A 15,837-nucleotide genomic window follows, 5' to 3' on the forward strand; every position below is an offset into this window, starting at 1 on the left:
TGAACCAAAAAACCGGCATCACAACAACTTCTTCGCTTATGAATATCGAAGAATCTGCTAAATGCCGGTTAATTTATCTACATCAGGATTTTACGAATCCCACTTCATGTGATATAGAAAAATCAAACTAACAAGCGCTGCGACAAATAAAATATACGCGGTTCCCACGCACACTCCATTTACGATTGCTCTGAAATAGATTACATTCCTATTGTTAGCAATCCTGGAACGTTTGTCAATGATTTTTCGATTTCTCAAACGATAATCATTATCAATTAAAAAATTAATAATGTACCGTTGAACTATCTTAAATTTTACGTTATAGTTACACGAGATGACATGCAGAAAATGACATATCTAAGTTATTCAGAAGTTATTGATATACAGACGGTGCGTACTGTTTGTTATTAATACATATTCAAATGGCGGATTGGCCTCCAGGACCTAGAGCTTGGTCACTACTCCACCATAAACACAAGTGCTCGTGTTTCAGCACTTGTGTTTATGGTGGAGTTTTTTTATTCCTAATTTTTAAATTTAAAATCTGAAAGGAGCCTGAACCGTGACTGATAGTACGATCAAAATTACATTAAACGGACAGGAACTGAAAACGAAGAACAGCGCAACGATTCTTGAAGTGATTAACGAAAACAACATCGCCCATCCCCAGCTGTGTTACGTTCCCGAAGTCGATCCGATCCGCACCTGTGACACTTGTATCGTGGAAGTGGACGGAAAACTTATGCGTTCCTGCTCAACACTGGCTTCGGATGGAATGAATATTCATTTACACTCGGATCGCGCGAAAGCAGCTCAAACCGAGGCTATGGACCGATTGCTAGAAAATCATCTCCTCTACTGCACAGTGTGCGATAACAACAACGGTAATTGTACTTTGCATAATACAGCAGAGCTTATGGAGATTGAACATCAAAAATATCCGTATCAACCGAAAGTTGACCCGACAGAAGTAGATATGTCTCATCCCTTCTATCGATATGACCCCAATCAATGTATTGCATGCGGCCAATGCGTAGAGGTATGCCAAAACCTTCAGGTCAATGAAACGCTGTCCCTCGACTGGGAAGCTGAACGCCCTCGCGTCATATGGGATGACAGGGTTGCGATTAACGATTCCTCCTGCGTCAGCTGCGGTCAGTGTGTAACCGTCTGCCCATGCAATGCCTTGATGGAGAAATCCATGCTGGGAGAAGCAGGCTTCATGAGTGGCATGAAAAAGGATTTATTAAATCCGATGGTGGATTTAATAAAGGAAGTGGAGCCGGGCTATAGTGGGATTTTTGCTATTTCCGAAGTCGAAGCAGCAATGCGTGAAACCCGTACGAAAAAAACGAAAACCGTCTGTACGTTTTGCGGTGTAGGTTGCAGCTTTGAGGTTTGGACCAAAGGCCGCAAAATTTTGAAGGTACAACCTACCTCTGAGGGACCTGTTAACGGTATCTCGACATGCGTAAAAGGGAAATTTGGCTGGGATTTTGTGAACAGCGATCAGCGTTTGACCTCCCCTTTAATTCGTCAAGGTGACGAATTTGTGGAAGCTACCTGGGAAGAAGCCTTGAGCCTGATGGCCAGCAAAATGGGAGCTATTCAAGAAACTTACGGCGGTGAGGCACTCGGCTTTATTTCTTCGTCCAAATTTACCAATGAAGAAAACTATTTGATGCAAAAGTTGGCTCGTCAGGTCTTCCAAACGAATAACGTCGATAATTGCTCACGGTATTGCCAATCTCCTGCGTCATGGGGGCTGCAATACACCGGAGGCATCGGTGGGGACAGCGGTACGATTAAAGACATTGCCAAAGCAGGTTTGGTCATGCTGGTCGGTTGCGCGCCGGGAGAAGGACATCCCGTGCTGGCTACTCGTATCAAACGTGCGCATAAGCTACACGGTCAAAAGTTGATCTCGGTCGACCTGCGCAAGCATGAAATGGCAGAACGCGCAGATCTGTTCATTCGTCCGAAGCAAGGTACGGATTATGTATGGTTATCCGCTGTAGCCAAATACATCATTGAGCAAAACTGGCATGATGCAAAATTCATTGAAGAGCATGTAAACTTCTATCCTGAATATTTGAAGTTGCTAGATCGTTTCACCCTGGAATTTGCCGAACAGGAAACTGGTATCTCCAAAGAGACACTGATTCAGGTAGCGACTATGATTCACGAAGCCGACGGCACTGCCATTTGCTGGGGCATGGGTGTGACGCAAAACATCGCAGGCTCTTACACTTCGATTGCAATTGCCAACCTACTGCTGGTGACTGGAAACTTTATGCGTCCGGGTGCAGGCGCATATCCGCTTCGCGGACATAACAATGTTCAGGGTGCTGCCGATATGGGTACAATGCCGGATATTTTCCCGGGCTATCAGCCCGTGACGAACGATGTCGTTCGTGCCAAGTTCGAAGCGGCCTACGGCGTACAAATTCCAGGTCAACGCGGACTAGACAACATTCAGATGCTGGAAGCTATTGAAACAGGTAAGCTCAAAGCGATGTATATCGCTGGAGAAGAGATGGCATGGGTGGATGCCGACTCCAACCATACCCAAGAAATGCTGGCGAATTTGGATTTCCTTGTCGTTCAGGATGTATTTTTGAGCAAAACAGCTGAATTCGCCGATGTCATTTTGCCAGCCGTACCTTCACTCGAAAAAGACGGAACCTTTACGAACACCGAACGTCGTGTCCAGCGTTTATATGAAGCACTCCGCCCTATGGGAGACAGTAAACCGGATTGGTGGATTTTCAGCCAATTTGCCAAGCACATGGGATTTGATTGGGATTACAGCCATCCAAGTGAAATTTTCGAGGAAATGGCGTCGCTCACTCCATTTTTCTCCCAATGTAATTATGACGTATTGGAAGGCTGGAACAGCTTCCACTGGGGATCGCCGGATGGTAGCAATACACCGCTGCTGCACAGCAACGGCTTTAACTTTCCGGATAAAAAAGCGCGATTGGGACTTTTCGAATATGTACCACCGAAAGAGTACCCCGTTGAATTCGATTTGACCTTAAATAATGGTCGACTGCTCGAACAGTTTCATGAAGGAAATATGACGACCAAATCAGCGGGTATTCAGCTCAAACTTCCAAAAGTATTTGTGGAAGTGTCACCTGAATTGGCTGAGGAGCGCGGAATCACTAATGGATCGCTGGTTCGATTGGAATCCCCTTATGGTGCGGTCAAGCTACGCGTTCTGGTTACAGACCGGGTGCAGGGAACTGAAATTTATGTGCCGATGCACTCTACCAGCCATGATGGTGCGGTCAATCTGTTAACTGGTGGAGCGTTCGATGTGGTCACCCGAACACCGGCCTATAAACAAGCCAAAGTACGGATGCAAATTTTGGAGGTAGACGGTCAAAATCCACTACCACGTATCAATCCGCGTTACAAAAAGCGTCATCCGCAAAATGGGGTTGAAGTGGACCGTAAGTGGAATCGTCCCGGTTACGTCGATTTAGTGGATCAAAAATAAGGAGGTCAAGCCGTGGCTAAGCCTATTTCAATTGTGAGAAAACGCATTTTGACAGAAGAAGAACGGCAAAAACAATCGCTGGATCAGCTTACTGCTGATCTTGCGGACAATGGGGCGGCATTGCAGAAGACACTTGAAATCGTACGTGAGCTGCACGATAGTGGTCTTCTCGAAGCAGCTCAGTCTATGCTAAAGGCTAAAGAAAGCATCGCCAAAATCGCTGTAGGACAAGCGACGCGTAAGCCTGTGACGAACATCATCAATAATCTCATGGGAGCAGCAGGGATGCTGTCTGAGGTAGACCCCGAGCTGATGAAAAAGCTGGCAAACAGTGTTACTAATGGCCTGAACGAAGCCGATAAACATCTAAAGCAGAATAAAAAGACTCGTCTGCGCGATCTTATGAAGGCGATGAATGATCCAGATGTAAACCGGGCAATGGGATTTGGCATTCATTTTCTCAAAGGAGTGGGAAAAAGTTTGTCTGATAAATAGCTCATAGAGCGTGAAGATGGAAGACTAGTAACAACAGACAATAAAAAGAGCTGGCTCCGAAAACGGGGGCAGCTCTTTTTATTTATTTTTTATCCACCTGCAATAGCGTCACCGTTTTAAGAGAAACGGCATCTTTTATTTGCTCCTCTGCGATGACCTTGAGCTTAAGCAAACTGGCAATCTTCGACGTATCCGGCTTGGAAAACAAGCGCCATAGCTGCGGATCAGGCAGTGAATCATATAGCTTTGTATGATCGTATTCCTTGCGGTGCTGCTGTATAATCTTGACTCGGTAGTTGCCAATTTCCCAATCTGATACTTCCTGCTGTGCACAATGAGCGGTAATGTCATTACGCAAATCAGTCAGTTCACCTTCAATTTCTTTTTGCTTTTGCTTTAACTGATAATAGCGACGCACCTTGTTTTCCAATTCCATCACGCTCCTCTGCTTACATATGTATGTTTGCGGAAGCGTTTTAGGACAAGTTTTGTGATGTTAGGATTGAAGGCATAACTGCAAAAGCATTTCCCGGGTAATGGAAAGATCCATAAGTTGAGAGCATCATCATCCAAACTTTATTTCAGGATTTTGCAAAATCCTCATTTAGGTACATTCGTCCCTGGATTTACAGGCCCTGCTCCTTGGGATTTCCCCTTACGTTTCATATAATTGGCCCAGTATGCCGTTAGAATAGGTACCAAAATCGAGGTCACAATGACCGAAGCGGCAACTAATGCCGTTGCAGATTGCGCAACAGGCAGGAACTCAGGCTTGATGTTGGCGACAATGACTGGGTTCGCTACTGCTGCTCCTGCTGTACTAGAGGCTGCAATTCCTGCTGTACCGTTGCCACCACCGATATATTTGTCCGCCAAAATCAGTGGAATACCTGTAACGATAATGACAAAAATACCTAATAAAATACCAAGCATACCTGTCTGGACAATGACACTCAGGTCAATGGAACAACCAAGTGCAAAACCGAAAAATGGAATCAAAGCTTGCGTTGCGTTCCCAAAATATTTTCGGAAGTCATGATCCAGATTGCCCAACATAAATCCGACCAAAAATGGTAATACCGCCCCCACAAATGTCTGCGGTTCAAAAACGGCCAGCCCGGTGCTACCCAAAATAATCATGGTCACCAACGGACCCGATTCCAGTGACATCAGTACAAATGCTCCTGCCTCTTCCTTGGAGCCATACTGCTGCATAATGGAGGCGTATAACCCGCCGTTCGTCATATCCATAGCCGAGATCAGCGCCAGCACCGACAAACCTGCAAATAGCCCACTTTCTATACCACCAACAGGCAGCAATCTGGATGCAATGATCGCCACTACCCACGCGACCGCGATTTTAGTCAATACGAGCGTTCCTGATTTACGCAATACAGTACCCGTCGCTCGCACATCTATAGAAGCACCCATACAAAAAAACCACACTGCTAAAATGGGTACCGTACCTGTCATCAGCCCCTTGGTAAAAGATCCAAAATAGTCGCCTGCCCATGGAGTAAATGTATGAAAAAGTGCGCCAATAAACAGCGGCACCAGCATAATGCCCCCTGGAATTTTATCAATGTTTTGTTTGATTTTCATTACTTCGTTCAACCCTTTCGTTTTTGCCAATGCAAAAACAAGGCCGTATTACTTGCGGCTCAAGCCGAGCTCGGGAATCAGTCTTGCGAAGGTATCATGACTCTCCTTCAGTTGCTGCGCGAATGCCTCTGCATCCTGGACACGCAATCCCAACCCATGCTTACGCATTTCCTCCCTGAATTCCTCGTCTTTCGTCCCCTTGATCAGTGCATCCGTCAGCGTTTGAGCAACTTCATCCGGTGTATCCTTGGGTACAGCCAGCCCTCTCCAAGTGCCAATAAAATGTACACGCAGCCCAGTGGCTTGCTGTAGTGTCGGCACTTTTGGAAACGCTTCCGAAATAGTGTCTGCCTGGATCGCCAGTATGCGAAGTTTCCCTTCGTCCACGTATTTCTTCACTTCTGCGGGACTGACGGGTACAGCATCCACAAATCCGCTCATTAAAGCGGAGACGGCTGGGCCTGCTCCCTCATAAGGGATATGGGTAAAGCGAACTCCGCTTTTCTGCTCCAGCATCGCGGCAGCAAGGTGCCATATGCTCCCGGTGCCTGCATTCCCCATTTTGAGCTTGCCGGGATGTGCCCCAGCATCCTCCAGAAATGCCTCCGCTGTCTTCCATGGTGCATCTGCCCGGACCGTAATGGCGGAAGGGTCCATATTGGTTTGAAGCAGCGGCTTAAATCGCTCATAGGTGAGCGGTAGCAGTCCCAAATGAGGCAACGTAGTCAGCTCAGCGACCAGATACGTTACGGTATAACCGTCCGCCTGCGCCTCAGCCCCTTCCATCAGCCCGACAGAACCGCCTCCTCCCGTACGATTAACGACGATGATCGGCTGACCGAGATGCTTTTCGGCGGCTTTTGCCAACGCTCTCGCGGTAATATCCGTACCGCCCCCCGCCGCATAAGGAACGACGAGTGTTATTGGCTTCGTAGGAAATATACGGCTGTGATCCTGCAGGGCATGGTGATCCACATATTCACTGATACTCAAGGCAGAAAGCATAGCTACTCCCGCCGCAACCAGCACATATTTTTGCCATGGCTTTTTCTTCATTACGCTTCCTCTTCTCCAAAAATGAACTGGGCCCGTCATGCGCCCGTTTTCACCTCCAACGTTTTCGGTCTTGTTGTTTGCGTTTACATGAAGTCAATGTACCGCAACGTGGAGGGCTACAGCTATCGCTTAATCTTCGTATTTGTCTTCTATTTCGCCAAAGTATCGACCTTTTGACCGATCTGCATATTCATTGGAAGATTTGCTGATTTGTCTGAATTTCCCTGGGGTCACTTGTTTGTGCTTGCGGAATACCCGAATAAAGCTGTTCTCATTTCGGTATCCGACCTGTTCTGCAATTTCACCGATTTTCAAATGGGTTTCACATAGTAATGTGCATGCCTTTTTTACGCGTAATCCAGTCAAATAATCATAAACGGTGGTCCCTGTTTCTTCCTTGAACATGCTGCTCACCGAGGACACGCTCATGTGAACATGATCCGCAATTTCCTGAAGCCCGATGTTCAAATGCAAATGATGTTCCATATATTCAATCATCTCTTGTACACGCACAAAATCTTTGGACTGGATACGTCCGTTCCATTTTTCTTCAATATCAGTCAACATCATGACCAGCAATGCCTCAATGTCTTGAAGGTCTAGCGTCAGAATCTGATTCCAGTGGTAATCAGCAAGCTGATCCGGCGGCGTCACACTCTGAGTGCCACACCATTTTAGCAAATCTTCCAGCAATTCATGAACAAACAAGTAGACCTGGGCTGGAGATGTTCTGTGGAATCGAAGTTCTTCTACCCAGTAGCTGATTAGCTTTACACTTGCACCAGGTTCCTGTGCCTCCAGGGCACGAATTATTTCCACACGCCGATTGTTCAACAATGTTGAATCCTGAATCTGCTCCTTTGACTGTTCATCCACTGTGCTATCCTTTTTCACACTTATTCTGCTGTCTATATTCGTATATGAACGTCCATACCCCTCATACAAACGCAAATTAAGGGCCTCTTTTCCTTTTATAAAAGACGCCCGTGCCTCTTGAATATCCGTGACCATATGACCAATCCCTATAGAAATAGTCAAAGGAAGATACTCACCGACAACCTGAATCAGCCTATCCACGCTTTTCTGAAGCAAAATGCTCTCTTGGAGGTGAGTCACTGTACCAACTTCATTCGAATTCTCACTGAACTGTAACAGCACAATAAAACCACTTTCCTCCTCCGGCGAGCATACTGCTTTCCAGTGAGGTTCGAGCAACTCTAGCAAAATGTTGTTCAGCGCATACTTGAGCAGCATTTTATCCTCTTCTGGAAAGCTTGCGGCCCACCTAGAATACCGGTCGATGGACACGATCATGACAAACAAAGAATTACCGTCCCAATCGGAAAAATACTGTTCCCATTTCATACGCATTTCCTGTATGCCCATTCTACGCTGGATGACATCTTCCATATATTTGGAACGCAGCTCCGGCAGACTTCGCTCTACCACCAATGATTTGCGATGAAACTCTCCAACCAGTTTACTAATCACAGGTTCCAGGTCATACAATCCTCCTTGGCGCGTTCCCTTATTGCCCGAATTCAACAGGCTATTAATTTTTTTCATAGGGCGAAAAGCTGCATAATTATAATAGTAAACTGCTGAGCACCCAGCCAGTATGGAGATAAAGGCCAGCCATAGCATCATATTGCGCGCCAGCTTTACATTTTTCAGCAGCTTGTCCATCGGAACGAGCGATACTAGACGCCAGCCTGTTACATCTGAAAAGGTTTGGTTGGCCATATATTCCATGTCCCCTATCTCCACATAAGCATAGGGACTCACATCCAGCTCTTTCAAAACCCTGCCCATATCATTTAAGGGTAAGGACGATCTCAGCTTGGGATAGATCAACTCGCCCTCCAGATCGTACACGTATTGCGAGTTGGATAAATGAATATATAGCTTGGAGAAAAAACGGTCGTAATCCAGATTGATTAGCACCGCACCCATGACCTGACCATTCTCTACTATAGGCCTGGCCAGCGAGAGCAGCTCTACCGTCCCCTGCTCACGATCGGTGCCGTACCATCTCCGCTTAATTAACAACGGCTTTTTTTGAATGTCCTGAATCCAGGGAACCCATGTAGTATCCGGTGCCTGCTTCCAATCAGCCATGTAACCATAATTGCTGGATACCAGAGCATGATTGTCCAAAGAAATAACTTCAACCGAATAAATTTCTTCGTGTGAAGAAAGGGTTTTCAAGTATTTCTGAAGCCGATCTATGACGGAGGCGTTGTCTGGCAGCGATTTCCCATCTCTTTGGACACGCACAAAAGCCTCTACGTCCGGATGATATGCTGCGTCCAGCGCCTTGTTATCAGACTCACGAAAAGCCCGATTGGTCACATCCAGATTGATTTGCAATAATTCTATATTGGGTGTGTTCAGCTCGGTATCCAAACCTTCACGGTATCCTGAATACGATAGTAAGCCGATCACGCTAATCACAAGCGACACGCACAGAGTGAGCAGTAGAATCAGTCTTGTCTGTTTATTTTTCAGTATCAATCGAAGCTTAAGTCGCAACATTCCCGTAACTTCATCCTTCCGGACTTCGTTGTCCATCTTCCTCTTGCCAATATACGTGGTGACATATTCTCCCTAAATCTATTTGACGTAAGAGTCGGAATTCCCTGCCTATGTATATCAAACTTAATACAAGTCACATCATTAAAATAAAAAAAGAAGAAGCCTCCCTGTACTGTACAAGTTAGAACTTCTTCTTTGGCACTGCTTATATTCATTATTCAGCAAAAACAGATACTCGCTCCACAGGTTTTAGCTTGTCTTTTCCACCTGAAAACGATCGAGCTCCCGCTGCATCTCCTCGCGAATCTGACGAAGCTCTTTTACCTTCTCAGCCGATTCCTCAAATGAACGCTTCTGCTCTACCGTGGAAGCCGTAATCTCTTCACTGCCTGCGGCGGATTGCTGAGTGATTGCGCTGATATTTTCGATAGCTTGCTGCACCTGTACGCTCAGTTCACGCGATACATTCATATCCGTTGATAGCTTGCTGACTTGGCCGGCAATTTGCTGCACTTTGCCACTAATCTCTGTAAACGATGCTCCGGTCGAGGAGGTTGCCTTCTCCTGCTCACGGAACAGCTCCTGACTTTGCGCCACAGAAGTCTTCACCTTATCCATAGCCTGCGTGATACTGTCAACAGCGGTATAAATTTTCTTTACAGCAGACTCTGATTGATTCGCCAGCTTTTTCACTTCATTGGCAACAACAGCAAAACCTTTTCCTGCTTCACCTGCACGTGCAGCTTCAATAGAAGCATTCAAGGACAACAGCGATGTTTGGCTGGCAATTTCGGAGACGTATCCAGTCATGGTTGTAATCTCGGCTGCATTAGCCTCCAGCTCCTTGACCGTCTGCTCCACTTCGGACATGGCTGAACGATTTTCTGCAACAATACGCAGTTGATCGCTCATGACCCGCGTACCCTGCTCAATGACACGCAAAGCATCCTCACTATACGCAGTCGATTGAGTGGTCTCCAGCAGATTAGATTCAAACTTTTGCTGCATCTCGTCCACAACACCAACTGTCGACGACAGATCCTCAGCAATTTTCTGACTGCCTATCGCCAGTTCCTCTGTTGACGTGCTGACTTGTGTCACAATTTCCTTCATGGCCTCATTATGCTGATCAATATCCCGAGCCATCAGATCGACACGATTACCCGCCTGATCAATGGAGAGCACAATGTTGCGCAAGTTCCCGATCATGACTCGGAACGATTCATTGAGCTCGTCCAGCTCATCGCGTCCCTTGGTTTGGGCAAGCTGTACCGTCAAATTCCCCTCGGCAATTTGCTTCGCGGCATCCGTTAACTTGCGTGTTCTAAGAGCAAGCTGCCTGGAGGTATATGTATTATATAGCCCAACCGCCACCAGAAGTATAACTGCACCTGCCAAGGCCAATTGCCAAGTAAAACGAATGCTCTTGGTCAAATCTTCTGTGTATTGGTCATAACGCGCCTTGGTCAGTAGATCCAGCATAAATACATCGTTCTGAATCCCTTGGGCACGCATGGCCTCTCGCTTGGACTCTGGGCTGTTTTGGGTACTCATTGCTTTCTCCGTTGCTACTTTCAATTGGCTGAATTTTGTTTTAATCGTATTCAGTCGTTTTTGCTGTTCTTCGGTCTGCATCATGCCCTGTGAAAGCAAAGTAATCGTCTTTTCAGACTGAGTCAGTTGATTTTGCACATCGGCTTTGTTGCTCTCCGTCATGGAAGCTGAATAATTTTGCAGTGCCTGCCCTGACTGAATCAAATAAGCATTGAGCTGCTGTACATTCAACATAGCCGGAACCAGATTGCTACTTTGCGAGTTAATACGAATTAATTCAAAAATGATATAAGCCACTAAAGCCAGGCAAGCGATCAAGGAAATCATCGCGTTCAGCACCAGTTTACCTTGCAGTTTCATCAGCTTTCATCCTCCGTTTGCGAAAATTTATTGGGTGGGAACAGTCAGTGTGCCGGATTTGATTTTTTCCTTTAAATCATCCAACAACTTTTGCTGATCCGGACTCAGTGTCACGACACGAATAGGCGCCAAACCTACACCATCTTCCGCAAGACCAAACACCATATCCTTCTCCGTAAATTTTCTTTGATGATCTGCAAAGCCTTTGACTGCTGTATAAATGGCAATGTCTACATTTTTAAACATCGAGGTCACTACCGCTTTTTCCGCAATAAAAAACTGGTCGCTATCGACCCCGATGGCGAATTTTTGCTGCTTCTGTGCTTCTTGTAGCGCACCCACACCCGTAAGGCCTGCGGCTGCATAGATAACGTCAATCTGATCGTTATTGATCATGTCATCTGCAATTTGCGTCCCCAGCTCTGGCTTTCCAAAATCTCCTGCATACGTAGCGGTGACTTTGGCATCAGGCTTGACTGAGTGAACCCCTGCGCTATATCCAATTTCAAACTTTTTCAACAAAGGAGATTCCACACCTCCGAGAAAACCCACCTGTTCGGTGCGACTCGTCAAACCGGCAACGACTCCAGCCATAAAACTGCCCTCTTCTGCTTTGAAGCTAATAGAGGCCACATTCGGTAAATCTGATTTCTCATCCACGATTAAAAATTTACGGTCTGGGTATTTTTTGGCAATGGATTCCATACTGTCCTTCACCATGTAACCCAACCCAATGATTAAGTCCGCTTTTTCTTGAGCAAGCTGTTCAAAAGCCGCATCATACGTCTTGGTCTCCGTTATTTCCCGGTATTCAAAAACAATCTTCCCCTCATCCCGTGCCTTGACCAAACCTCGAAAAGCCGCGTCGCTGTAAGACTGATCACCCAAACCAATATCTGACAGTACGATTCCCACCTTAATGGGCTGAGCCTTGGTTTGTGCTGCCGATTGCCCACATGCACTTAGCAATAATGCAAGGATTGTGACAATGGGAATCCACCTAACATTTAATAGTACTGCTCGCTTCTTCATGACATATCACCTCAGCATAATTTGGAAATCCCCAACATCTTTATATCGGTTATAAAAGCATATTTTTTCATAATAATTTCTGTAAATTCAGTTCTTCTATTTTATTATGAAAAAATAGAAGGGACTGACCACCAGGCTCGAATAACATCGCCTAACAATCAGTCCCCAATCTTATTTACTTTTACTCCATTTGGAAGCAATCACTTCGGTTTTACTTTCTATGAGATCCATGACTTCCTCGCGGTGTTTCGTCTTGAATAAATCAATCATGTCCATCAAGTCGTTGCGGTCTAATAATTTAACCCCGTTGACAGCAGCAAGTGTTTTACAGGATTCCGTATAACGGCCGGAGGTGATGACGAGGGACTTGTCAGCTGCATAATAACGCATAGAGGTATAGATCTCCTGCACTGCTCCCAAACCTACCGGATGTTGTACCCCATAACGTTTGGCCTGTATGACAACTCTGACGCCTTCACGGTCTGTAAAAACCAGATCCGCTCCAAAATCCCGGCTACTGGTTGTTTTATAGATATCCTTATAGCCAAGCTCGGATAATAACCGCTGCAAATAAAGCTCAAATTCCGACCCATCCTCCATACGATCTATATCCTGAATTCCAATTTTGTGCGGGTCCAGATCACGTAAAATCCGATTTCTGCGACCACGTACCAGTCCTCTGATGATGAGCGCAAACAACACTAAAAGTACAATGAGTCCTATTCCTAATTCCTTGTATGTCAATAATTTCTCTAGCAACATCCAACTCTCCCTTTTCTACCATAAGCGTAGCCGTATCATCCTTAACAGGGAACTCCCCTATGCACGCTGACTCCTGTATTACATCTCTCTTTATCACATAACAATAGCCCCGCCAGATTCGACGGGGCTATCTTCGTCTTGCCTCAAAGCTGTCTAAACTCCATACTCCGCATTATTATTCGCGATTCAGCAAAGATTCTCCGGCAATACCAGGCTGAGTCATTTGGTACGGGTCCAATATAATGTCCAACTCCTCCTCGGTCAGTACATTGTACAGCAAGCACAGCTCGCGCACCGATTTCCCAGTCGTAATTGCTTCGCGAGCAATGCGTGATACCACCTCATATCCAAGGTGCGGATTAAGCGCTGTAATAATGCCTACACTGTTCTCTACATATTCACGACAACGCTCCACATTCGCTTCAATTCCTTCCACACAATGAATGCGGAAGACGTGGAAGCCCTGCTTCATAATTTCCAGCGATTGCAGTAGGTTGTACACCAGTACGGGCTCCATTACATTCAGCTCGAGCTGACCAGCCTCTGAAGCCAAGCAGATTGTATGATCATTACCAATGACCTGAAAAGCAATTTGGTTAATGACCTCACACATCACCGGATTTACCTTGCCCGGCATAATGGATGACCCTGGCTGGCGGGCAGGCAGACTCAGTTCCCCGAGACCCGCACGTGGTCCGGAAGCCATCAAACGGATGTCATTTGCCACCTTAGACATATTCATCATACAAATTTTCAAGGCGGCAGACACTTCAGTATAAGCATCCGTATTTTGTGTAGCATCTACAAGATTTTCGTCAGCTTCCACAGGGAAGCCACTGACGTCTGCCAGTACCTCTGCGACACGCTGAATATAACGACGGTCTGCGTTCAGGCCAGTACCCACCGCAGTTGCACCCATATTAATCGTTAGCAGGTGCTGCTTGGTCGCACGGACGCGTCCGATATCACGACCCAGCACACGCGCATAAGCCTGAAACTCCTGCCCTAATCGAATCGGCACTGCATCCTGCAAGTGAGTTCGCCCCATTTTAATCACACTATCAAACTCATTTGCCTTGCGGGAGAATGCTTCCTGAAGCTCACTCATGGTAGCTAACAGCTTATCAATCATACTTAATACAGCCAAGTGTACGGCTGTAGGAAAAGCATCGTTCGTCGATTGCGCCATATTAACATGATTATTAGGACTGATCTCCTGATAATCTCCGCGTTGCTTTCCAATCAGCTCCAGCGCGCGGTTCGCAATCACTTCATTTGTATTCATATTAATGGACGTGCCTGCGCCGCCTTGAATCGGATCGACGATGAAATGATCATGCAACTGTCCTTGTATAATCTCATCAGCAGCCTGAATAATGGCCTCTGCTTTGGGGCGGTGTAAACGGGTTAGTTCCATATTTACCGTCGCTGCTCCCTTTTTTACAATCGCCATGGCTTTAATCAACTCAGGGTGCAGTTTTTGGCCTGTAATCGGAAAATTTTCTTTTGCCCTCAACGTTTGTACACCATAATAGGCATCTGATGGCACTTCCTTGGTACCTAAAAAATCATGCTCCAACCTCATATTTTCTGATTCCTCCGCTGTGTTTGCTACGTTCTTCAATTCAGTACAGCCAAATTGACATAAAAAGACCTTCTCTGATCCCCCTCTTCATTATACGTTTCTATTCCCGTGCTTTTCCAGTTGAATAAACGCGGAAAAAGCTATGTAATCCTATGACAAGTTATGATTACCCGTATATACCACACTTATTCGGTAAATGCTCAGCTATGACTTGAATACGGATTTAACGGCTTATAATAATATCGAGTGGCATGAAGCTGACCATCGGCTGATTGAGCATAACCCGGAATAACACCAGCTTCTACGAACCCGATCGACTCGTATAGTCCATTGGAGGGATCACCCACCCGCGTATCGAGCACCAGTAACGTTCTATCCTGACTTAGTGCCTCTTCTTCCGCTGCCTTCATTAACTGTCGTGCGATCCCCAGCCTGCGACCGGACGGATGTACCATAAGCTTTGCAATTTCCGCACGATGAATAGCGTTAGCTTTTTGAGCCAAATGAAGCTGGACCGTCCCTACAGGTACTCCGTCCTTCTCGGCAATCCACAGAACTACGCCGTCCTCAAGTACATTGTTCCAATAAGCTGCTGCTTCCTGATAACCTAATGGGGGTAAGAAACCTATAGATGCACCGTCTGCAACCACGTCGATTAACAGTCGACTTAGCGAATCTACCAGGGCTTCATCCAAAGCCTGAACAGGGTAGACTCTCATTTCGTTAGACATTGTGATTCCTCCCGATGAGTTCGATAATATACAATAAAGAAAGCAAACTATCTTTTTAGGATAGTTTACTTTCCATAATACTTCGCTTACTTCATCATTCTCATTTCCATTACTGCTCTGCCATATAAAAGAACTCCCACAGATGACCATCCAAATCCTGAAAGCTCCATCCATACATAAAACCATGATCTTGAGGTTCGTTTGAGGGCTTGCCACCCGCTTCCAAAGCCTTGTGGACGATCTCGTCTACCTTTTCTCGACTCTCCACCGATAAGGCAACAATTGCTTCTGTGCTTTTTGTGGCATCTGAAATTTCCTTTGTCGTGAACGCTTTAAAACGTTCTTCAACCAATAACATGACAAAAATATGCTCACTAACAACCATACAGGTTGCATGTTCATCAGTGAACTGAGCGCTGAATTCAAATCCGATGGTAGTGAAAAAATCAATGGACTGTTGCAGATTTTTAACTGGCAAATTCACAAAAATTTGTTTAGCTGTTACTCCCACGACATTTCACCTCTTCATTCGTCATTCATTCTACTTTATCATACTATCTCTCCACAAAAGATAACTTAACTATCGTATAAAGTCAATCAATCTGACATTTGTATAGTGA

At 45.8% G+C, this 15,837-nt stretch carries 12 protein-coding genes; 2 read left to right on the top strand and 10 right to left on the bottom strand.

All coding sequences use genetic code 11. The features are described from left to right. The first annotated feature begins 562 nt into the window (after positions 1-562). Together fdhF and G9G54_RS13925 are read left to right on the top strand one after the other, a co-directional pair. Positions 563-3,505, top strand: coding sequence for a formate dehydrogenase subunit alpha (fdhF, locus tag G9G54_RS13920; RefSeq protein ID WP_165178518.1), 2,943 nt, complete (start codon positions 563-565; stop codon positions 3,503-3,505). 12 nt (positions 3,506-3,517) lie between these two features. Then, positions 3,518-4,000: a DUF1641 domain-containing protein gene (locus tag G9G54_RS13925; protein WP_061829711.1), complete on the top strand. Its 483-nt coding sequence runs from the start codon at positions 3,518-3,520 to the stop codon at positions 3,998-4,000. An 82-nt stretch (positions 4,001-4,082) separates the two neighbouring features. On the opposite strand, the gene G9G54_RS13930 is transcribed toward G9G54_RS13925, so the two are convergent. From G9G54_RS13930 to G9G54_RS13975, 10 genes are all read right to left on the bottom strand, one after another. Further along, positions 4,083-4,436: a hypothetical protein gene (locus G9G54_RS13930; protein WP_160790763.1), complete on the bottom strand. Its 354-nt coding sequence runs from the start codon at positions 4,434-4,436 to the stop codon at positions 4,083-4,085. Positions 4,437-4,600: 164 nt separating this feature from the next. Then, positions 4,601-5,602, bottom strand: coding sequence for a 2-keto-3-deoxygluconate transporter (gene kdgT / locus G9G54_RS13935; RefSeq protein WP_165178519.1), 1,002 nt, complete (start codon positions 5,600-5,602; stop codon positions 4,601-4,603). Between the two features lie 48 nt (positions 5,603-5,650). Continuing rightward, entirely contained in the window at positions 5,651-6,658 is a 1,008-nt protein-coding gene (locus G9G54_RS13940; RefSeq protein WP_165178520.1) for a tripartite tricarboxylate transporter substrate binding protein, read from the bottom strand. Positions 6,659-6,787: 129 nt separating this feature from the next. Then, positions 6,788-9,229, bottom strand: coding sequence for an AraC family transcriptional regulator (locus G9G54_RS13945; protein WP_165178521.1), 2,442 nt, complete (start codon positions 9,227-9,229; stop codon positions 6,788-6,790). 213 nt (positions 9,230-9,442) lie between these two features. Next, entirely contained in the window at positions 9,443-11,107 is a 1,665-nt protein-coding gene (locus G9G54_RS13950; RefSeq protein WP_165178522.1) for a methyl-accepting chemotaxis protein, read from the bottom strand. A gap of 27 nt (positions 11,108-11,134) precedes the next feature. Then, a complete protein-coding gene (locus G9G54_RS13955; RefSeq protein ID WP_165178523.1) occupies positions 11,135-12,139 on the bottom strand; it encodes a BMP family lipoprotein in 1,005 nt (334 codons plus the stop codon). A gap of 171 nt (positions 12,140-12,310) precedes the next feature. After that, positions 12,311-12,901, bottom strand: coding sequence for a restriction endonuclease (locus tag G9G54_RS13960; protein WP_165178524.1), 591 nt, complete (start codon positions 12,899-12,901; stop codon positions 12,311-12,313). A gap of 175 nt (positions 12,902-13,076) precedes the next feature. Further along, entirely contained in the window at positions 13,077-14,486 is a 1,410-nt protein-coding gene (aspA, locus tag G9G54_RS13965) for an aspartate ammonia-lyase (RefSeq protein ID WP_103049539.1), read from the bottom strand. A gap of 200 nt (positions 14,487-14,686) precedes the next feature. Then, positions 14,687-15,217, bottom strand: a complete 531-nt coding sequence (locus G9G54_RS13970) for a GNAT family N-acetyltransferase (protein WP_165178525.1) — start codon at positions 15,215-15,217, stop codon at positions 14,687-14,689. 109 nt (positions 15,218-15,326) lie between these two features. Then, on the bottom strand, positions 15,327-15,728 hold the full coding sequence (locus tag G9G54_RS13975) for a VOC family protein (RefSeq protein ID WP_023989581.1): 402 nt from the start codon (positions 15,726-15,728) through the stop codon (positions 15,327-15,329). Between the last annotated feature and the right edge of the window lie 109 nt (positions 15,729-15,837).

Origin of the sequence: Paenibacillus sp. EKM212P (genome assembly GCF_011066115.1) — a bacterium.
In the GTDB taxonomy this organism is placed as follows: Bacteria; Bacillota; Bacilli; order Paenibacillales; family Paenibacillaceae; genus Paenibacillus; species Paenibacillus polymyxa_B.

Bases quoted from the DNA above. Each gene is read 5' to 3' on its own strand.
- G9G54_RS13930 (WP_160790763.1), bottom strand. From the start codon at position 4,436: ATGGAATTGGAAAACAAGGTGCGTCGCTATTATCAGTTAAAGCAAAAG.
- kdgT (WP_165178519.1), bottom strand. From the start codon at position 5,602: ATGAAAATCAAACAAAACATTGATAAAATTCCAGGGGGCATTATGCTG.
- G9G54_RS13940 (WP_165178520.1), bottom strand. From the start codon at position 6,658: ATGAAGAAAAAGCCATGGCAAAAATATGTGCTGGTTGCGGCGGGAGTA.
- G9G54_RS13945 (WP_165178521.1), bottom strand. From the start codon at position 9,229: ATGGACAACGAAGTCCGGAAGGATGAAGTTACGGGAATGTTGCGACTT.
- G9G54_RS13950 (WP_165178522.1), bottom strand. From the start codon at position 11,107: ATGAAACTGCAAGGTAAACTGGTGCTGAACGCGATGATTTCCTTGATC.
- G9G54_RS13955 (WP_165178523.1), bottom strand. From the start codon at position 12,139: ATGAAGAAGCGAGCAGTACTATTAAATGTTAGGTGGATTCCCATTGTC.
- G9G54_RS13960 (WP_165178524.1), bottom strand. From the start codon at position 12,901: ATGTTGCTAGAGAAATTATTGACATACAAGGAATTAGGAATAGGACTC.
- aspA (WP_103049539.1), bottom strand. From the start codon at position 14,486: ATGAGGTTGGAGCATGATTTTTTAGGTACCAAGGAAGTGCCATCAGAT.
- G9G54_RS13970 (WP_165178525.1), bottom strand. From the start codon at position 15,217: ATGTCTAACGAAATGAGAGTCTACCCTGTTCAGGCTTTGGATGAAGCC.